This window comes from Shewanella corallii (genome assembly GCF_023349125.1).
In the GTDB taxonomy this organism is placed as follows: domain Bacteria; phylum Pseudomonadota; class Gammaproteobacteria; order Enterobacterales; family Shewanellaceae; genus Shewanella; species Shewanella corallii.
This window is the reverse complement of sequence record NZ_JAKIKT010000003.1, coordinates 311,423-331,173: the sequence shown is the minus strand read 5'-3', so window position 1 is coordinate 331,173 and position 19,751 is coordinate 311,423. Positions and strand designations below refer to the sequence as shown.

The following is a 19,751-nucleotide window of genomic DNA, read 5'->3' as shown; positions in this document are numbered from 1 at the left end:
GTGTTTGTATCAATAATTACCCAATCCCCGTTCCTCTGCGGTTTTGCAACATCAGCCTGGGTTTACCTGACACTTGTAGTCTTGTTCCTGCACCAAATGCCTGATAACAATGTATTAACGAACGCTGACAGACAAATCCGGCAGGGTGGTAATGAAGCATAGTAACAATGGAGACGCAGGCATTTGGAAATCTGCTTCCGGTAAGGGGCGTAAAGGTCCTAAAGGCCGCCAGTTGGATGAGGCTGCCTATAATCAAGTGGTCGCATTGCTTGGTGATACGCCAAAAAGGCGAGACCTGTTGATTGAGTATCTTCACCGCATTCAAGACGCCTTTAACGGCCTGCAAAAAAAGCACCTTAAAGCCCTTGGCGAATGGCTTAATCTCCCTGAGTCAGAGGTTGCTGGCGTGGCCAGCTTTTACAGTCACTTTGACCTGCTTGATGACGATCAGCATCTGCCCGAAATCACCCTGAGAGTGTGTAATTCCCTTTCCTGTTGCCTTGCGGGCAGCGATTGGCTGGCCGGTGAGCTGCAGCAAACCTGTGACTCAAATACTGTAAGAGTTCTGCGGGCTCCCTGTATGGGGCGCTGCAACCTGGCGCCAACAGTGTCAGTGGGGCGCACTCATATCGATAATGCAACGCCGGATAACGTTATACAGGCTATTACTGGAAAACAATTCGAGCCCAGACTTCCTGACTATGAGTGCCTTGACCAATATCTGTTGGATGGCGGCTACCAGGTGTTCAAATCTCTTCAGCAGGGAGATGTTTCGGCACAGTCTCTGGAGCAACAGGTGCTTGACTCAGGCCTCAGGGGAATGGGAGGCGCCGGCTTCCCCAGTGGCCGTAAATGGAGTGCGGTGCGCTCAGAGCCCGGTCCCAGATATATGGCGGTAAACGCTGATGAGGGGGAGCCGGGTACCTTTAAAGACAGATATTATTTGGAGTCCAGGCCTCATCTGGTATTGGAAGGCATGCTGCTCGCCGCGTTGGCGGTTGAGGCTGAGAAGATCTACATCTATGTCAGAGACGAATATCCGGTCGCACTGAAAATTCTGCAGATTGAGCTTCAATCGCTGCACGAGCAGGGATTAATACCCTGTGATTGGGTTGAGCTCAGAAGGGGAGCAGGGGCCTATATCTGTGGTGAAGAGAGTGCCATGATTGAGTCAATCGAGGGCAAAAGGGGCCTGCCAAGACACAGACCCCCTTATGTGGCACAGCAGGGACTCTTTGGACAACCAACACTGGTTCACAATGTCGAGACTCTTTACTGGACTGCCCGGATTTGTCGGGAGGGTGCCTCGGTGCTGGCGGATGTGGAGCACAATGGCAGAAAAGGACTCAGAACCTATTCGGTATCCGGCAGGGTGAACAATCCGGGTATTTACATGTTGCCAAGCGGCAGCACTATTACTGACATCATAGCCGCAGCCGGAGGTATGTTGTCGGGCCATACTTTTACGGCGTATCAGCCCGGAGGGCCCGCGTCCGGCATATTACCCGCATCGCAAAATAATGTACCGCTGGACTTCGATACCCTTCAGCCATTGGGCTCTCTGATTGGCTCTGCTGCCGTCGTCATACTCTCAGACAAAGACTCTGTGAAAGCTGCGGCCATTAATATGCTGGAATTTTTTCACCATGAAAGCTGTGGTCAATGTACGCCCTGCCGTGTTGGCTGCGGCAAGGCAGTCAGCCTGATGAAGATGGAGCACTGGGACAAAGCATTGCTGGAGGAGCTGGGCAGTGTAATGACAGATGCATCTATATGTGGGCTCGGGCAGGCGGCCCCCAATCCCTTCAGAACGGTAATCAGGTATTTCCCGGATGAGGTATCAAAGGATGCAGACTAAACAAAGTGGTCCGGTAAGTTTTACTTTGGATGGTGCCCTAGTGACTGCGGCGCCAGATGAGACCATCTGGCAGGTCGCCAAACGCCTGGGAACAAGTATTCCCCACCTCTGTCATTCCGATAAGCCCGGCTATCGCGCAGATGGCAACTGCAGGGCCTGTATGGTTGAAGTTGAGGGCGAGCGCGTGTTGGCGGCCTCCTGCCTGAGAAAGCCTGTTGAAGGCATGAAGGTGTCCAGCCAGAGTCAGAGAGCAGACCGCGCGCGAAAGCTGGTGGTTGAACTGCTGCTGACAGATACCAACTCCCATCACAACACAGATTCAGAATTCAAAGTGCTGGCAGAACAACTCTCTGTCACAGCCAGTCGTTTTCCCGGGGCCGGAGGTGAGTCCCGCAATGCCGATTCCAGCCATGCAGCGATTGGCGTTCATCATGATGCCTGTATTCATTGCAATTTGTGTGTCAGAGCCTGTGATGAAGTGCAGGTGAATGGCGTAATTGCCATGGGCAATCGCGGTGGAGTAAGCCAAATCATCTTTGACCAGTTTGATGAAATGGGAAGCTCAACCTGTGTTGGCTGCGGTGAGTGCGTGCAGGCCTGTCCAACCGGTGCATTAATGCCATCCCGACTGCTGGAGTCTGAAGCTACAGGCCCCAGCTCAGAGACAGAAAAGTCAGTTAATTCGGTATGCCCCTTCTGCGGTGTGGGTTGCCAATTGGAGTACAGAGTTAAAGATGAGCAGATCTTGTATGCCGAGGGGCGTCAAGGTCCCGCCAACGAAGGCCGGCTTTGTGTAAAGGGCAGATTTGGCTTCGATTATATCCATCACCCTCACAGGCTGACAAAACCCCTTATCCGCCTTCCAAATTTACCCAAGGGGCTTAACGTCGACCCTGCAAATCCTTTGACTCACTTCAGAGAAGCCAGTTGGCAGGAGGCGTTGGAAGTAGCGGCTCAGGGACTTAACAGGCTCAAGAGTTTATATGGCGGGCAGAGTGTTTCCGGGCTGGGATCGGCCAAGTGCAGTAATGAAGAGGCGTATTTGTTTCAAAAGCTGATACGTCAGGGATTTGGCCATAATAATGTGGATCACTGTACCCGCCTTTGCCATGCCTCCTCTGTGGCAGCTTTGATGGAAAATATTGGTTCAGGCGCGGTCACAGCCACATTTAATGAGATTGAAAACGCCGATGTCGCTATTTTGATTGGTTGTAATCCCACAGAGAACCATCCTGTTGCTGCCACCTTCTTTAAACAGTTCGCGCGCCGGGGAGGCAAGCTGATTGTGATGGACCCCAGAGGAACGGCAATGAAGCGCTTTGCTTCCCACATGCTGCAGTTCAGTCCCGGGGCGGATGTGGCTTTGCTTAATGCCATGATGCATGTGATTGTCGAGGAGAATCTTCAGGATCAGCATTACATAGATAAACACACAGAGAACTGGATGGCTCAGAAGCAGCACCTGCAACGTTTCTCGCCGGAAGCAATGGCTCCCTTGTGTGGGATAGCACCCGCACAGATCCGCGACGCAGCCAGAACTTTCGCCCGGGGAAAAGCGGGCATGATTTTTTGGGGCATGGGGGTCAGTCAGCATGTTCATGGGACAGATAATGCCAGATGCTTAATCTCGCTGGCGCTGATGTGTGGACATGTCGGCAGACCCGGAACCGGGCTTCATCCGTTGCGGGGGCAAAATAATGTTCAGGGTGCCTCAGATGCAGGGCTAATCCCTATGTTCCTGCCCGACTATCAAAGCGTGGCGGAGGAACACGCCCGTGAGGCTGCTGAGTCTTTATGGGGGGATGGCGTTAAACTGAGTGCAGACAAAGGCCTGACTGTAGTAGAGATGATGGATGCCATCCACAGTGATGGCATTCGCGGTATGGTGATTATGGGGGAAAACCCGGCCATGTCAGATCCCGATGTAGCGCACGCCAGAGCGGCGCTGGCCAGGTTGGATCACTTGGTGGTACAGGATATTTTCCTGACTGAAACCGCCTGTTTTGCCGATGTGATATTGCCGGCTGCGGCCTTCCCGGAAAAAACAGGCACAGTGACCAATACCAACCGCCAGGTACAGATGGGACGTAAAGCGGTTGAGTCTCCCGGAGAGGCCAAAGAGGACTGGCTTATTCTGACTGAACTTGCCGATCATCTTGGGCTCAACTGGCAATACGGTTCGGTAGAAGCCGTGTTCACAGAGATGAAGCGCTTGATGCCGTCACTGGATAATATCAGTTGGCAGCGGTTGGAATTTGAAGACGCAGTCACTTATCCCTGCCATGGTGAGGAGCTACCCGGCGAGAGTGTGGTGTTTGCGGACAGTTTCCCGCGTTGCGGAGGAAAAGCCAGGTTTTCGCCGGCAGACCTGGTTCCCCCGGACGAAGTCCCCGATAAAGAATTCCCCTATATCATGACCACAGGTCGACAGTTGGAGCACTGGCATACCGGCAGTATGACGCGCCGCTCGCGGGTGCTGGATGCGATAGAGCCCACGGCCAACTGCTCCCTGAATCCGACGACGCTTAAGACGTTGGGAATTAATGCCGGTGAGAACATTAAGTTGGTCAGCCGCCGCGGTGAAATTGTTATGCAGGCCAGAGCTGACAATGGTGTGGCAGAGAATATGGTGTTTGTGCCATTTGCCTATGTTGAGGCGGCAGCCAACCTGTTGACCAACTCTGCGTTGGATCCCTACGGCAAGATCCCCGAGTTTAAATTTGCTGCGGTTAGGCTTGAGGTGGCGTAAACAACAAGAATATTGGAGGGATAATGGAGCAATCCGCGGAGTATAAGCTGGTGTGTGGCTCTCAGTTGATGGATAAGTCAGTGATTCACGATTATGTAAGTCGCAGCTATTGGGCAGAAGGTATCCCCCGTACGGTGATGGATAAAGCTATCGATAATGCGCTTTGCTTTGGTGTGTTTAAAGCAGATGAGCAGGTGGCATTTGCCAGATTGATTACAGACGGAGCCACCTTCGCTTACCTTGCCGATGTGTTTGTTCTTGAGGAACATAGAGGTAAAGGCCTGTCCAAACTGATGATGGATAACATAATTTCCCATCCTGAGCTGCAAGGGCTGAGACGAATGATGCTGGCAACACGGGATGCCCATGGCTTGTACCTCAAATATGGGTTCACGCCTTTGGTGGCGCCGGATACCTTTATGCAACTGTGGCAGCCGAATGTTTATGGATAGGAGTTGAACATGCACAAGGTCTCACCAGCCGTTGCTGAGCACTATCACTGGGGCGAGGGAGCCGATGGATGGCATCTGGTTAAAACTGACAGTCTGAGTGTGATTCAGGAGAGGATGCCTGCCAACAGTCATGAGCAGATGCACTGCCACCAATATGCGACTCAGTTCTTCTATATCCTTAAAGGAGAAGCTGTCATGAGGTTCCTGCAGGAATCTGTTCTGTTGAAGGCGGGAGAGGGAATATTGATTGAACCGGAACGCTACCACCAAATGTGTAATGAGAGTACAGGTGAACTGCATTTTACCGTCACGTCAACGCCACCTTCCCATGGAGATAGAGCCTTATTGAGTAGCACAAAGGGCTTAACTCAAGGTTAAAAGTGATGGATTATTTTGGCAAATCTGTGTTTTGCAACGATTCAAACTTTTGACTGCTTTGAACTTACAGGTGTACGCGGTACTGTGTGCTTGTCCGGTGCAGAATTTACCAACCCTGAGGTAAACCTGGTCGCAACATAGCGTGCTGGAGCGCCGCCGGGCGAGTACGCAAACTATAATAAAAAAATTGAACGGCCCCGCAGTGCAAACTGCGGGGCCGATTCATTTTGGCGCTAAGAATCACGGCTTAACTTTGTAAGGGTAAACATGTCCCGGGATCAGTCTGTGATAGAAGGTCGCCAGTGCCACAATGGCGAGTGTTCCCAAAAGGACTGGGTGCAGCAGGAACATCCAGTCGTGGTGCGCCCCCATCATAATCAGCAGCGGGTTACCGCCGGCAGGTGGATGAGTGGTGTCGGTGAGCAGCATAATAAACAGGCCACAACCGACTGCCAGCCCCAGAGTCAGTGGCGTAACGCTTAGGGTATTGATAAATATCAGCCCCACAGTGGCGGTAATCAGATGGCCGAAAATGACATTTTTGGGTTGGGCCAAAGGACTTTGGTGTACACCAAATATCAGCACCATGGTTGCACCGAACGGGGCCATCAGTAGCCAATCACCATTAAAGGAGTGGTCTACAGCTGCGAGTGTCCAGATACAGAGGGCAGCACCCACTGCCGATATGGTCGCCGTCAACAGGCGGCTGTCTTTGAGTAAGGTCACCTTGTGCTCTTTCATCACGTTTCCTTCATCAAGCTTGTGACAGGAAAACACTGAGTCTGACGGCTGACGGCGCAGCTTGGCAAGGGCGGTGGACGGATATTTAGATGAAGCTTAATTAAGCTCAACAGCGCCACTGAACCGGGTCGTTAATGGAGTGGAGAAAACTGCCTGTAAAACAGATATAAAAAATCCCCTGCACCCGAATGAGTGCAGAGGATTGATATTTGAGCTTAAGGCTTACTTCACGCGCATGCCTGGCTGAGCGCCTTCGTGAGGCTCAAGGATCCACAGATCTTTGCCACCAGGGCCAGCTGCCAGCACCATACCTTCAGACAGTCCAAAGCGCATCTTACGTGGAGCCAGGTTAGCCACCATTACGGTCAGCTTACCTTCCAGATCTTCCGGCGCATAAGCGGACTTGATACCAGCAAATACCTGACGGGTTTCACCGCCGATATCCAGCTGCAGCTTCAGCAGTTTGTTGGCTTCTGGTACGTGTTCAGCTTTGGCAATACGGGCAATACGCAGGTCAATCTTGGCGAAATCATCGAAGTTGATGGTTTCTGAGATTGGGTCATCAGCCAAAGGACCAGTAGGCTTCTGCTCAGCCTGCAGGTTCTCTTTGGAGGCTTCAACCATAGCCGCAACCTTGTCCATATCAACACGCTGCATCATTGCTTTGAAGGTCGCGATTTCATGACCGGTCAGGTCCATACCCAGGTTGTCCCAGGTCAGTTCCAGCTGCATAAAGGCTTCAACATCTGAGCTCAGACGTGGCAGAACCGGCTTCAGGTAAGTTACCAGGATACGGAACAGGTTCAGGGCCACGGTACATACCTGATGGGCTTCTTCCTGTTTGTCTTCCTGCTTAACCAGCTGCCATGGCGCTGCATCAGCCACATAGGCGTTGGCGATATCGGCCAGCGCCATGATTTCACGCATCGCTTTGCCGTATTCACGGGTCTCGTAGAACTCAGCAATTTGCTCCTGCTTGGCCAGGAAGCTGTCTACCAGAGTGGTGTCTTCCAGCCTGGCCAGTTTGGCATCAAAACGCTTGGTCACAAAACCTGCAGTACGTGAGGCCAGGTTCACCAGCTTACCTACCAGATCAGAGTTTACGCGCTGGGCGAAATCTTCCAGGTTCAGGTCCAGATCGTCGATCCGGCTGGACAGCTTGGCTGCGTAGTAGTAACGCAGGTATTCAGGGTCCAGGTTATCCAGGTAAGTGCGTGCCTTGATAAAGGTACCCTTGGACTTGGACATCTTGGCACCGTTTACGGTCACATAGCCGTGGGCGTATACGCTGGTTGGCTGACGGAAATCAGCACCATGCAGCATGGCTGGCCAGAACAGGCTGTGGAAGTAAACAATGTCCTTACCGATGAAGTGGTAAACCTCGGCGGTAGAGTCTTTCGCCCAGAACTCGTTGAAGTCCAGGTTGCCACGCTTGTCACACAGGTTTTTGAACGAACCCATGTAGCCAACCGGTGCATCCAGCCATACGTAGAAGAACTTGCCCGGTGCATCGGGGATTTCAAAACCAAAGTATGGCGCGTCACGGGTGATATCCCACTGCTGCAGACCCTGCTCGAACCATTCGTTCAGCTTGTTTGCCATTTCAGACTGTAGGGCACCTGAGTGAGTCCACTCTTTCAGCATGCCTTCAAACGCAGGCAGATCGAAGAAGAAGTGCTCAGTGTCCTTCATTACCGGAGTGGCACCGGAAACAGCAGACTTGGGGTTGATCATCTCGGTTGGGCTATAGGTCGCGCCGCACACTTCACAGTTGTCGCCGTACTGATCTTCAGACTTACATTTAGGGCAGGTACCCTTTACGAAGCGATCAGGCAGGAACATGGACTTTTCAGGGTCGAATAGCTGGCTGATGGTGCGGGTCTTGATATGACCTTTTTCACGCAGCGCCAGATAGATCTGGCTGGCCAGCTCGCGGTTCTCATCACTGTGAGTGCTGTGATAGTTATCGAAGGCGATGTTGAAGTCAGCAAAATCCTGCTGATGCTCAACAGCTACCTGGGCGATCATTTCTTCAGGAGCCATACCCAACTGCTGCGCCTTGAGCATGATAGGGGTGCCATGGGCATCGTCGGCGCAAATATAGTAGCATTCATGGCCGCGCAGTTTTTGATAACGTGACCAGATATCTGTCTGGATATACTCCAGCATATGACCCAGGTGGATAGGGCCGTTGGCGTACGGCAGTGCGCTGGTCACCAAAATTTTACGTTGTGTATTTGCCATTTTTTCTCAAAATCGTGTTGGTCCTGAAAATATTGGCCTAGATACTAACCGATTAATGTGGAATTTTCATCACGCCCCCGTCTAACTGAGCTATTTCTACACTAATGTTTTTGCCATTATCTGATACACTTGGCCAAATTCGTTTTCTGGGAGATGAAAATTGTCGTCAGCACTGCAGGAACAAGCCGTGGATTTCCAACTGGAACCGGCCTTGTTGTCTTCTGTATTGAGCATTCTGGATGCTTATATTGACCCTTATCTGGGGAAAGGCCTTATCTCTGCCAATTGTGTTCGTAAACTGGCACTTGATGGCAAACGCCTGCAAATGACCCTGGTGTATTCCTACCCCTGTCAGACTCAGTATCGTGATACTGTGATGGCGGTGACCAATCAACTGGCCAAACTCGATGCCATTGATGAGGTGGAATGCGAAATCGATTTTCAACCTGCCCAGACTTCAAGCGTCAATGTGGCGCCTATCCCAAACGTGAAACAGGTTGTGGCCGTGGCCTCTGGTAAAGGTGGCGTGGGTAAATCTACCACAGCCGTCAACCTGGCGCTGGCAATGGCTCAGGAAGGAGCCCGTGTGGGGATTTTGGATGCCGATATCTATGGCCCATCTATTCCCTTAATGCTGGGGTTGACTGACTTCCGTCCTGTATCCCACGACGGCAAGACCATGACTGCCGCTGAAGCTTATGGCGTGGCAGCTCAATCTATTGGCTTTATGCTCACCGACGACCAGGCCGCCGTTTGGCGTGGACCTATGGCCGCCGGTGCATTGGCGCAGCTGCTGAATGAAACCAGCTGGCCGGAGCTCGACTATCTGTTTATCGATATGCCACCCGGCACTGGCGATATTCAGCTAACCCTGTCGCAAAAAGTGCCAGTCAGTGGCGCCGTGGTTGTGACAACTCCACAGGACATCGCTCTTGCCGATGCCAAGAAAGGGATCACCATGTTCAATAAGGTGAATATTCCGGTTCTGGGTATTGTTGAGAATATGAGTTTCCACATCTGTAGTGAGTGTGGACACAAGGATCATCCATTCGGTACCCATGGCGGCAGCAAAATTGCCGAGCGTTACAATGTACCTTTGCTGGGGGCCTTGCCTCTGCAACTGGATTTGCGTGAATCTATGGACAAGGGGGCGCCTTTGGCCGTCGCCGAGCCTGACAGTGAAGTTGCCGGTATCTACCGGGAAATTGCCCGTAAAGTTGGGGCACAACTGGCGTTACAACATAGCCAGTCTCAGGTATCAATCAGCGTAGAAGACGACGAATAAGGTAGCCATATGAATTCTCCGCAATGTGTCATTATCGGTATCGCCGGCGCATCAGCTTCAGGCAAGAGCCTGATTGCGAAAACTATATACGAAGAGCTTTGCCGCGATCTGGGGACCAACCAGATTGGCGTAATTAATGAAGATGCTTATTACCGCGACCAGGGACATCTGTCCATGGAGCAGCGTGTACTGACCAACTATGACCATCCAATGGCGCTGGATCATGAACTCCTGTGTCAGCATCTGGAGCAACTGAAAGACGGTAACGCCGTCGATATTCCGGTTTACAGCTATAAAGAGCATACCCGTACCGAAGAAATCCAGACGATGACACCAAAGAAGGTGATTATTCTGGAAGGTATTCTGCTGCTGACCGATCCCAAGTTGCGTGGTTTGATGGATGCTTCAGTATTTATGGATACACCGCTGGATATCTGTTTCCTGCGTCGTTTGACCCGTGATGTGGAAGAGCGTGGTCGCACCATGGAGTCTGTGATTTCTCAGTACCAAAAGACAGTGCGTCCAATGTTCCTGCAGTTCATTGAACCATCCAAGCAGTATGCTGATATCATCGTGCCACGTGGTGGCAAGAACCGTATCGCTACCGATATCCTGAAGGCCCGTATTCAGCATTTGCTGGCCAAGTAAGGTTTTTGGGGCTTAAGCAGCCCGAGTGTCAAGGGAGTTAGAGACGAAAAATGCGCTTAACCGATATTGAAATTGAACAATGTCTGGACAACGAAACGATAGTGATTGATCCCCGTCCACCGGTGGAAGCAATCAGTGGCGTGAGTGTGGATGTACGTCTGGGTAACCAGTTTCGGGTATTCAAGGATCACACTGCACCCTTTATCGATTTGAGTGGCCCGAGTGCAGAAGTTCAGGCTGCCCTTGACCGTGTGATGAGTGAGCAGATCACTATTGAAGATGGTGATGCTTTCTTCCTGCACCCGGGAGAACTGGCGCTGGCGGTGACCTATGAAAGTGTCACTCTGCCAGCAGATATCGTGGGTTGGTTGGATGGGCGTTCATCCCTGGCCCGTCTGGGTCTGATGGTACACGTGACTGCCCATCGTATCGATCCGGGTTGGCATGGCCGTATTGTGCTTGAGTTCTACAACAGTGGTAAGTTACCGCTGGCGCTGCGTCCTATGATGACCATTGGTGCACTGAACTTCGAACGTCTTAACGGTCCTGTTGCTCGTCCGTACAACAAGCGCAAAAACGCCAAGTACAAAGATCAGCAGGAAGCGGTTGCCAGCCGTATCAGCCAGGACTCCTGAAGGAACAGGTCTTGATGAAAGAAGTCTGGATTAACGACGTTAAGGATAGCGTCATTGACCCGGCAGACAGGGCTCTCGCCTATGGTGATGGCCTGTTTGCTACCATGAAGGTGAAACAGGGTCAAATCCAGTTTCTTGAGCAACATCTGCGCCGTCTCAGTGACGGCGCTGCGCGTTTGGGCTTTGCCTTTTCTGCTGGCGGGGCCTTGCTTTTCCGTCTCAATGAGCTGGCGACGCTGAATCCTGATGCCTGTATCAAACTTCTGCTCAGTCGGGGGAGTGGTGGTCGTGGCTATACGGCTCCCAAGTCGCCTGTCCCTTTGGTTATCCTGTCTGTGTCACCTCTGCCCTCACATTATGTGCAATGGCAACAAAAGGGGATTGGGCTTTGTAAGTCTGCAGTCGCCCTTGGGCGTCAACCGCTGCTGGCCGGGGTCAAGCATCTTAATCGTTTGGAGCAGGTACTGATTAAAGCCCAGAGTCTGCCTCAGGGAATTGATGATGTCTGGGTCTGTGACAGCGATGGATTCCTGGTCGAAGGCAGCATGGGCAATCTGCTGCTGATATCCGACAAGCAGGTGTTGACGCCTGCTCTTAGCTTTGCCGGTGTATCTGGTGTCATGCGAGAGCAGGTTATCCATTCGCTGCTTGCTATGGGACTGAATGTCACCATGGGGCAGGTGACAGAGAGTGAGTTATTGCAGGCGGATCATGTGCTGATGACAAACTCTTTAATGGGCGCCGTGCCGGTAACCCGTCTTGAAGACAGGGCCTTAACCATTTGGCCCCGATTGTCCGAATTACAACAATTAATCTGAGCGAAATGCTTGATATAAAAGCCTGGTATTAAATCCGGTATGAAAACAATGAAACTGGTTTGGGGCGCAGTTGCGACCCTGATGACACTGATTTTGATAGCTGCATTGGGCGCTTATTGGGGCCTGAAGCAGGTTGAGCAGTATGCTGCTGCGCCGCTGAATATCTCTGAGCCACAACAGCTGGAGATAAAGCCTGGCATCAATGTGCGCTCTTTGGTCAGAGATCTGGCCGCCGAGGGTATTACTGAAAACGACTGGCGCCTGAAGGCGCTGCTTAAGCTGTATCCTGAGCTGGCGGGAATACGTACCGGTCTGTATCAGATAGAGCCCGGCCAGACCCTGAGTGGCCTGCTGACGCAGCTTAACGAAGGCAAGGTGATGCAGTTCCCGCTGGCACTGATTGAGGGGCGCACTATCACTCAGTGGCGTGAAGAACTGGCCAGTGCTGAGTATCTGAAACCCGAGCAGGATGTGTTTGCCAAAGTCATGGCTAAGCAGGGGGATACCGGCTTGGCAGAAGGGCGCTTCTATCCGGACACTTATCATTATGAAGCGGGACAAACCGCCGAAGAGCTGCTGACCCAAAGCTATTTGAAGATGCAGCAGGAACTGGCTGCCGCCTGGGAAGGTCGGGACAAGACATTACCCCTTAAAACTCCCTATGAGCTGCTGACGCTGGCATCGATAATTGAAAAAGAGACAGCCAAGCCGGAAGAGCGTGGCTGGGTGGCGGCTGTATTTGCCAACCGTTTGCGTAAAGGCATGCGCCTGCAAACAGACCCAACCGTGATTTACGGTATGGGTGAGCGCTATCAGGGTAATATCACCAAGAAAGACCTGCGTGAAATGACCCCGTATAACACCTATCGAATTAATGGCCTGCCGCCGTCACCTATCGCTGCGCCGAGTAAAGCTTCACTGCTGGCCGCGGCCAACCCTGCGGATGTAGATTACCTCTATTTTGTGTCCCGTAATGACGGCAGCCATGTGTTCTCCAGAACCCTGAGAGAGCACAACAACGCAGTTAATAAATTTCAGAGAAACAGATAATGAGTCAAGCCAAGTTTATCGTAATTGAAGGTCTGGAAGGGGCTGGTAAATCCAGTGCTATCGCTCTGGTGAAGGACTTGATGGAGAAGCAGACCGGCAAGGCACCGGTTTGTACCCGCGAGCCGGGTGGCACTGTTCTGGCCGAGAAAATCCGCGACCTGGTCAAGATTGCTGAAGCGGATGACCCTTTATGTGATGAGGCGGAGTGCCTGCTGTTTTATGCGGCCCGTGCGCAACTGGTTGAAAATGTGATTAAGCCAGCCCTGGCTCGTGGTGAATGGGTGCTGGGCGACCGTCACAACCTGTCCTCCCTTGCCTATCAGGGCGGTGGCCGGGGCTTGATGCCATTGGTCAAAGCGATCAGCGACGCCACATTGAAAGGTTTCAAGCCTGATATCACCCTGTATCTGGATGTTCCTCCTGCCTTGGGGCTTGAGCGTGCTGCCCGTCGTGGCGAGCTGGACAGAATCGAGCAGCAGGCGCTGGAATTCTTTGACCGTACCCGGGAAACCTTTTTGGCGCTGGCAGCCGAAGATGACACTATTCATGTGATTGACGCCAGCCAGCCTATGTCTGAAGTGCACAAGGATATTCAGTCTGTGCTGCAGTCTCTGCTGTAATCAATAATCTTTTGTGATCAATAAAGAATGAGGCTTAAGCTGTGATGCGACATTCAGCTCATCTTCCCTGGTGTAATCCGGCATTTGACCGCACCGCCATGCAGATCTGCAAAGATACTCTGGGGCACGCTTTGTTGCTTGGGGTTGATGTGGCTCAGGGCGGAGAGTTGCTGGCACAGGATATTGCAGCGACCTCTTTGTGTCTGAATCCAACCCCTGCCGGAGCCTGTGGTCATTGTAAGTCATGCCACTTGGTGCAGGCCGGTAACCATCCGGATCTCTATGAGGTCAGGGCCGATGGCAATCAGATTAAAATTGATCAGATCCGGGAGCTTTGCATCAAGCTGACAGCCACAGCGCAGCAGGGCGGCCGCAGGGTCGCCATCATCTATGCCTGTGAGCGTATGAACCAGGCTTCTGCCAATGCTTTGCTGAAAACCCTTGAGGAGCCGGGCAAGGATACCTTACTCCTGTTGCAAACCCAGACTCCGGGTCGTTTGCTGCCTACCATCGCCAGCCGATGTCAAAAGCTGGCCTTTGTCGCGCCGGATAAAGACACAGTGCAGAGCTGGTTACAGCAACAACATGGTGTGACTCAGGATATGACCTGGGTATTGCCCCTGGCTGGTGGCCCTTTGACGCTTGCCGACAGTCTGGGTAATGGCGATTACGAACGCTGGTTGCAGTATCGTAAAGATTGGCGGGCAAGCCTGATGTCAGGGCATTTGACCGGCAGTTTGCTCGATATAAAAGAAGATCATATTATTGAGTCACTTAAAGTACTTTATCTGGTACTTAGGTCGCGAATGATTCAACCGGGAAAGCTGGATGCTTTTGCGCTATCGCGAATTGTACAGTTGGCAGACAGCGTGATGCGCCACTGTCATCATCTGGAGACTATGGCCAGCGTCAATTACCTCGCGTTGTGTCAGAAATTTGTCCTAGAATATAAAGAGGTCACACAGTAAACGGAAAGACATGGTCGACTTGGTAATCAGATTTGACACCATTCAGCAATTGTATCGCGCTTACATGCCCTTTGTTCGCAGCGCGGGGTTATTCGTGGCAACCTCTGAGCCACATTACCTTGGTGAAACACTAAACTTCAGTTATCGGTTGCCCGGTGATTCTGCAGCCAGAGAAGCCAGTGGCTGCGTAGTGTGGATCAACCCTCAGGGAGCCTCTGGGGGACGCCCTGCTGGCATAGGCGTTCAGTTTGCGCCGGCAGAGGAACACCACAGGCATGATATTGAACAGGTGCTTTCCAGCGAGTTAGCGTCCGGGAATTTGACCTCCACCATGTAGCTGGTTATCCTTGCCCACCATTGAAATTCCCCCGTTATCGGACCTTTACTGTGCTAATCGACTCCCATTGCCATCTGGACCGCTTGAAAGCGGCGCCGGATGCTGACTCCCTTGATCAAATCATCCAACAAGCTAGTGCCCGGGATATCGCCTATTTCCTCTGCGTTAATGTGCGTCAACAGGGCTTTGAGGCGATGCGTGACAAAATGGCGGCCTTTGATCAGGTGTTTCTATCCAGCGGCGTGCACCCTTTGGATGTGCAGGAAGGCCTGGATGTTGAGCAGATTAAGGCTTTTGCCAACGAAAAGAAGGTCGTTGCCATAGGTGAAACCGGCCTTGATTACTTCTACGCCAACGAAACCAAAGCGATGCAGCAGGCATGTTTTGAACAGCAGGTCGCTTTGGCTGTAGAGGTCAATAAGCCTCTTATTATTCATACCCGTGATGCCAGAGAGGATACTCTGGCGATACTGCGTAACGGCCAGGGTGATAAAGTGGGTGGCGTACTGCACTGCTTTACCGAAAACTGGGAAATGGCAAAAGCGGCCATTGATATGGGCTTCTATATTTCTGTTTCGGGCATAGTGACCTTTAAAAACGCCGGTGAATTACGCAGTGTTATCCGTAAGGTGCCTCAGGACAGGTTGCTGGTAGAGACAGATTCTCCCTATCTGGCACCTGTGCCTCACAGAGGAAAAGAGAATCAGCCTGCTTTTGTTCGTGATGTGGCTGAATTTGTGGCCGAGCTTCGCGGTGAGAAGTATGAGGATTTGGCTGCCTTCACAACTGAGAACTTCTTTAACCTGTTTAAAGATGCCGCGAGATTGGCCGGTCGTTAACTGATAAGCAGATAAAAAAAGGCCCAAAACTATTCCAGTTGTTTCGGGCCTAGGGGAATGGCTCTTAGGGTGAGCCGTGCGCTAACTTAGGGTACGAAGCACTGCATGCCAGCGACTTCGTACTCCTATTGTAGTACAGCAATCTGAAGGAACCCCAAATATTTTTCTGGAATAAGTCTTTGGGGTGAAGTTCACTTCTGTTCTGAGGTGGTTTAACCGGAACAATTCACTGCATCAAGCGGTGGAGACTTTATCCCGAACCAGATCTCTTGGCAGGCTGTTTTTAAGCTTCCCCGGAAGGGATTTTGCCAGCCCCAGGGGGATGCCGTGACGGCCGACAATCACTTCGCCTTTGGCTGGCTTGTCACCATCAAATGCGACGTCCCGCCCCATCAGGTATTCAACCGCCTGCTGCTCATCCAGTTCTATCACTCTTGCCTGTTGGCAGGGCAGAGCCATAACTGCTTCGTGCCTGAGTTTAAACCCATGTTTGGCTTCATCAGCCAGTTTCAACCCGATCCGCTGGAATCGCATCGAGCCAATCAGTTCATCAAACCCTTCAGGGAACAGCCAGTATTCCGCATCTCGGATCATCAGGCTTTGTGTTTCCGGCAGCGTTAACCCAAGGTTGTTAAGATGGCTCTTCATGGCTTCAGTCTGCTTACGGGAAGCATGTGTGAAGGGGAAGTTCTTTTGGGGTTTTGGCCGGGGCAGGGCGCGGTCGACCGCCTGTGTTTTACAAATGGCGGCCACAAAGAAACCTTCACTGTCGAATATCTGTGGCCATACATGCAAAAAGCCTTCTACTGTGGTGGCTTTATCTGCATCGGCAAACAGATTGGCTAGCGAGATAAACTCTACCGCATCCGGGTAGGTTTCTTTAAGGAAGTGACACACCTGTTGGTTTTCCCGGGTATTCAGGGTACAGGTGGAATACACCAGCATGCCGCCGGGCTTAAGGGCCTGAAACGCCGATAACATTAATTCGCGCTGGGTGTCTGCGATATCGTCAATATCTTCCTGACGCCAGTACTTGAGTGCATCAGGGTCTTTACGCACAGTCCCTTCGCCACTGCAGGGAGCGTCCAGCAGCACAGCATCAAAGGTTTCAAATTGGTACTCACCGAAAACCCTGCCATCAAAATGAGTAATGGCGGTGTTGCTTGCTCCCATGCGGGCTATATTGGCATGCAACACTTTCACCCGGCTTGAGGAGTACTCGTTGGCGACCAGCAGGCCGCGGTTTTCCATCAAGGCGGCTATCTGTGTTGTCTTTGACCCGGGCGCAGATGCTGTATCCAATACTCTGTCATATTGAGATTCGGTATCGAACAGTGCCGTTGGCGGCAACATTGAGCTGGCTTCCTGAATGTAGAAAAGTCCCTGAATATGCTCAACACAGTTACCGAGTTCTTCCGGATTATGTCCGGTCAGCCAAAATCCATCTTTGCACCATGGAATGGGTTCAAATTCCCAGCCTCTGGGTTCCATCAGTGCCTTGAAATCGGCAGAGGATATAGACAGGGTATTAACCCGGATGGATGGGCGAAGTGGCTTGCCGCAGTACTCAATAAAATCATCAATGGACAGATGAGCAGGGATATCCTGCTGAATGCTATTGATAAAATCTGGATTTAGTTGAACCATAAAGACTTTCTATGAATTTTTGCTGGCGCGAGTATACCACAGCCTGATGATGTGATGGTTTGCGCCTTTATCTATAGGACCCAATGTGCTGAATCGTATCTGGTGGTTTTTCTTTGTTATTGCGGCTCTGGCCGTGGCAGTGCAGTTGGGCATGGGTAATACCCAGGTATTGACCGAGGTCAGTGCTGCGTTGTTTTCCAGCGCGGAGTTAGCCGCCCAGATTGCGCTGGGGTTGGTTGGTGTGCTCTCCCTTTGGATGGGCCTGATGAGGCTGGGCGAAAAGGGCGGTATGGTGGCTGCTATCGCGCGGATCACTGAACCCCTTTTGTCGCGACTGATGCCTGAGGTGCCAAAGGGGCATCCCGCCTATGGCAGTATTACCATGAATCTGACCGCCAATATGTTGGGATTGGATAACGCCGCGACGCCTTTGGGACTCAAGGCAATGCATGATCTGCAGTCCCTGAATCCAGATAAGCAGACCGCGACCAATGCGCAGATCCTGTTTCTGGTGCTCAATACCTCGTCGGTCACTCTGGTGCCGGTCGCCGTTTTTTTGTACCGGGCTCAGCAGGGGGCGGCAAATCCTGCTGATGTGTTTCTTCCCATCCTGTTGGCCACGTCGGCCTCGACCCTGGCGGGACTTCTTGTGGTCGCCCTGGTGCAACGGATCAAGCTGTTTGATGCTGTGATTATGGGGTATGGTGCGCTGCTTATCGGTGCACTGATGGCGACAGTCTTTTACCTTGGTACGCTGTCGGCTCAGATGATTGGCGAAGTCTCCACCGTGTTGGGCAACGGCGTACTCATTGCTTTGGTATTTGCTTTTGTACTGGTTGCCGGGGTCAGAAAGGTCGCCATTTACGATGAGTTCATTGAAGGCGCCAAAGATGGCTTTTCTCAGGCAATTCAACTGATCCCTTATTTGCTGGCGATGTTGCTGGCTATTGCTTTGCTCAGAGCATCGGGTGCGCTGGACTTGCTGTTGTCTGTTATCGCTCATTTTGTGCAGTGGCTCGGCGGTGATACCCGCTTTGTGGATGCCTTGCCTACCGCTTTGATGAAACCTTTCAGTGGGTCCGGTGCCCGCGCCATGATGCTCGAAACCATGAATCATCACGGTGTCGACTCTTTTGCGGGACGTTTGGCGGCCATCTTTCAGGGCAGTACTGAAACCACTTTTTATGTGCTGGCGGTCTATTTTGGCGCTGTGGGAATACGTAATGGCCGCCATGCTTTGGCGTGCGGGTTAACTGCAGATCTTGCTGGTATTATCGCCGCCATAGGTGTTTGTTACTGGTTTTATGGATAAGCGTCTTAGCTTTACTACCTGAGTGTTTGGCTTTGGGGGGACTATTGGCAACCAGAGCTTACAAGGATTGTAATTTTTTGACTGGATGGTTTAGGTCACATTGCTAATAACCTCAGGTATACTCAACTAAGTTATTGATTATTAATGAATTTTACTCGACCATGGATGGTTGGGAGATAAGGTAGCGATATGGATATTTCCATTGGATTCCTCAAGCAGATTATCGATACGGTGAATAACAATATTGCCGTGACAGACCGTCTGTTCAACATAGTGTTCGTCAACCAAGCCTGGGTAAAGTTCGGCGTCGAAAATGGTGTCTCACCCCAATTCAGTTGGATAGGTGAAAGTTACTTCTCCCCTTGTCTGGCATCGACCCGGGAAGGGGACGAATATGGCTCACTGGCTGTGGCTGGTTTTCGTCAACTGCAGTGTGGTGAACTTGACCACTTCCAACTGGAGTATCCCTGTCACAGTCCTGCAGAGGACAGATGGTTTTTAGTTGAGGTGACCCGCTTTGTGCTGTCAGGTGAGACCTTCTTTGTGATCTCCCATATGAATATCACCCAGAGGGTGAAACTCGAACAGGACGCCTTCGCCCAGGCCAACAAAGACGGCTTGACTGAAATTGGTAACCGTAAAGCTTTTAACGATTTTATGAATGCTGAGGTAAGACGTTGCCACAGATACTGCACGCCAATGTCTGTGATGATTCTGGATGTCGATAATTTCAAAGCCATCAATGATAGCTTTGGCCATCAGGCTGGTGATGATTGCCTCAAAGGTGTGGCGAGAATCCTCAGTGAATATACCGAGCGAGCCTCTGATATCTGTGCCCGCTACGGTGGCGATGAGTTTGTGGTGGCCTGGAGTTACGTATGTCACGATCAGGCAGAAGAACTTGCTAACAAGATATTGCAGCAGGTAAATCAGCTTGGCACTCAGGGCAAAGCTGATAAGCGCTATGGCCCTGTGTCCGCAAGTATTGGCATGATAACCACAGTGCCGGACTGTGATAACTGGCAGCGGTTATTGTCCAAAGCCGATAGCCTGATGTACCAAGCGAAGCACAGGGGCAAGAACCGGGTCATGGCCATGGGGCTTTAAATCATTTCGGCTTGGATAAGACCTGTCACAAGAAGGGATGCTCAATGGCATCCCTTTTTGAAT

General features: G+C 51.6%; 18 protein-coding genes. 15 read left to right on the top strand and 3 right to left on the bottom strand.

What is annotated here, in order from left to right; genetic code table 11:
* Positions 1-151: 151 nt before the first annotated feature.
* Genes L2725_RS10595 through L2725_RS10580 form a run of 4 tightly spaced genes read left to right on the top strand, consistent with a single transcriptional unit; the run spans position 152 to position 5,437 of the window.
* Positions 152-1,858 (top strand): NAD(P)H-dependent oxidoreductase subunit E, encoded by a 1,707-nt coding sequence (locus L2725_RS10595; RefSeq protein WP_249248934.1) that lies wholly within the window; start codon positions 152-154, stop codon positions 1,856-1,858.
* Positions 1,848-4,607 (top strand): formate dehydrogenase subunit alpha, encoded by a 2,760-nt coding sequence (gene fdhF, locus L2725_RS10590; RefSeq protein ID WP_249248933.1) that lies wholly within the window; start codon positions 1,848-1,850, stop codon positions 4,605-4,607. The genes L2725_RS10595 and fdhF overlap by 11 nt, the downstream gene beginning before the upstream one ends.
* A gap of 23 nt (positions 4,608-4,630) precedes the next feature.
* A complete protein-coding gene (locus tag L2725_RS10585; protein ID WP_249248932.1) occupies positions 4,631-5,059 on the top strand; it encodes a GNAT family N-acetyltransferase in 429 nt (142 codons plus the stop codon).
* 9 nt (positions 5,060-5,068) lie between these two features.
* Positions 5,069-5,437 carry a cupin domain-containing protein gene (locus L2725_RS10580; protein WP_249248931.1) on the top strand — a complete coding sequence of 123 codons (369 nt, stop codon included), beginning with the start codon at positions 5,069-5,071 and terminating at the stop codon, positions 5,435-5,437.
* Between the two features lie 240 nt (positions 5,438-5,677).
* Here the strand turns inward: L2725_RS10580 and L2725_RS10575 are convergent, their stop codons facing one another.
* Together L2725_RS10575 and metG are read right to left on the bottom strand one after the other, a co-directional pair.
* Positions 5,678-6,178 carry an HPP family protein gene (locus L2725_RS10575; RefSeq protein ID WP_249248930.1) on the bottom strand — a complete coding sequence of 167 codons (501 nt, stop codon included), beginning with the start codon at positions 6,176-6,178 and terminating at the stop codon, positions 5,678-5,680.
* Positions 6,179-6,400: 222 nt separating this feature from the next.
* Positions 6,401-8,422, bottom strand: coding sequence for a methionine--tRNA ligase (gene metG, locus L2725_RS10570; protein ID WP_249248929.1), 2,022 nt, complete (start codon positions 8,420-8,422; stop codon positions 6,401-6,403).
* A 160-nt stretch (positions 8,423-8,582) separates the two neighbouring features.
* On the opposite strand from metG, the gene apbC reads away from it, so the two are divergent.
* The 9 genes from apbC to L2725_RS10525 are packed head-to-tail and all read left to right on the top strand — an operon-like array spanning position 8,583 to position 15,622.
* On the top strand, positions 8,583-9,707 hold the full coding sequence (apbC, locus tag L2725_RS10565; RefSeq protein ID WP_249248928.1) for an iron-sulfur cluster carrier protein ApbC: 1,125 nt from the start codon (positions 8,583-8,585) through the stop codon (positions 9,705-9,707).
* 9 nt (positions 9,708-9,716) lie between these two features.
* A complete protein-coding gene (gene udk / locus L2725_RS10560) occupies positions 9,717-10,355 on the top strand; it encodes a uridine kinase (RefSeq protein WP_115138397.1) in 639 nt (212 codons plus the stop codon).
* 50 nt (positions 10,356-10,405) lie between these two features.
* Positions 10,406-10,990: a dCTP deaminase gene (dcd, locus tag L2725_RS10555; RefSeq protein WP_248935634.1), complete on the top strand. Its 585-nt coding sequence runs from the start codon at positions 10,406-10,408 to the stop codon at positions 10,988-10,990.
* A gap of 14 nt (positions 10,991-11,004) precedes the next feature.
* Positions 11,005-11,808, top strand: coding sequence for an aminodeoxychorismate lyase (gene pabC / locus L2725_RS10550; RefSeq protein WP_249248927.1), 804 nt, complete (start codon positions 11,005-11,007; stop codon positions 11,806-11,808).
* A gap of 39 nt (positions 11,809-11,847) precedes the next feature.
* Entirely contained in the window at positions 11,848-12,858 is a 1,011-nt protein-coding gene (gene mltG / locus L2725_RS10545; protein WP_249248926.1) for an endolytic transglycosylase MltG, read from the top strand.
* Positions 12,858-13,478, top strand: a complete 621-nt coding sequence (tmk, locus tag L2725_RS10540) for a dTMP kinase (protein ID WP_115138401.1) — start codon at positions 12,858-12,860, stop codon at positions 13,476-13,478. The genes mltG and tmk overlap by 1 nt, the downstream gene beginning before the upstream one ends.
* Before the next feature lie 44 nt (positions 13,479-13,522).
* On the top strand, positions 13,523-14,446 hold the full coding sequence (holB, locus tag L2725_RS10535) for a DNA polymerase III subunit delta' (protein WP_249248925.1): 924 nt from the start codon (positions 13,523-13,525) through the stop codon (positions 14,444-14,446).
* A gap of 10 nt (positions 14,447-14,456) precedes the next feature.
* Positions 14,457-14,783 (top strand): PilZ domain-containing protein, encoded by a 327-nt coding sequence (locus L2725_RS10530; RefSeq protein ID WP_115138403.1) that lies wholly within the window; start codon positions 14,457-14,459, stop codon positions 14,781-14,783.
* A 50-nt stretch (positions 14,784-14,833) separates the two neighbouring features.
* Positions 14,834-15,622 (top strand): TatD family hydrolase, encoded by a 789-nt coding sequence (locus tag L2725_RS10525; protein WP_249248924.1) that lies wholly within the window; start codon positions 14,834-14,836, stop codon positions 15,620-15,622.
* 234 nt (positions 15,623-15,856) lie between these two features.
* On the opposite strand, the gene rsmF is transcribed toward L2725_RS10525, so the two are convergent.
* The gene (gene rsmF, locus L2725_RS10520) at positions 15,857-17,269 is read right to left on the bottom strand and encodes a 16S rRNA (cytosine(1407)-C(5))-methyltransferase RsmF (protein WP_249248923.1); all 1,413 of its coding nucleotides are present in this window, start codon (positions 17,267-17,269) and stop codon (positions 15,857-15,859) included.
* Between the two features lie 85 nt (positions 17,270-17,354).
* Here rsmF and L2725_RS10515 point away from each other — a divergent pair, with 85 nt between their 5' ends.
* Both L2725_RS10515 and L2725_RS10510 read left to right on the top strand, forming a co-directional pair.
* Complete coding sequence (locus L2725_RS10515; RefSeq protein WP_249248922.1) at positions 17,355-18,581, top strand: nucleoside recognition domain-containing protein; 1,227 nt, start codon at positions 17,355-17,357, stop codon at positions 18,579-18,581.
* 189 nt (positions 18,582-18,770) lie between these two features.
* Positions 18,771-19,688 carry a sensor domain-containing diguanylate cyclase gene (locus L2725_RS10510; RefSeq protein ID WP_249248921.1) on the top strand — a complete coding sequence of 306 codons (918 nt, stop codon included), beginning with the start codon at positions 18,771-18,773 and terminating at the stop codon, positions 19,686-19,688.
* Positions 19,689-19,751 lie beyond the last annotated feature (63 nt).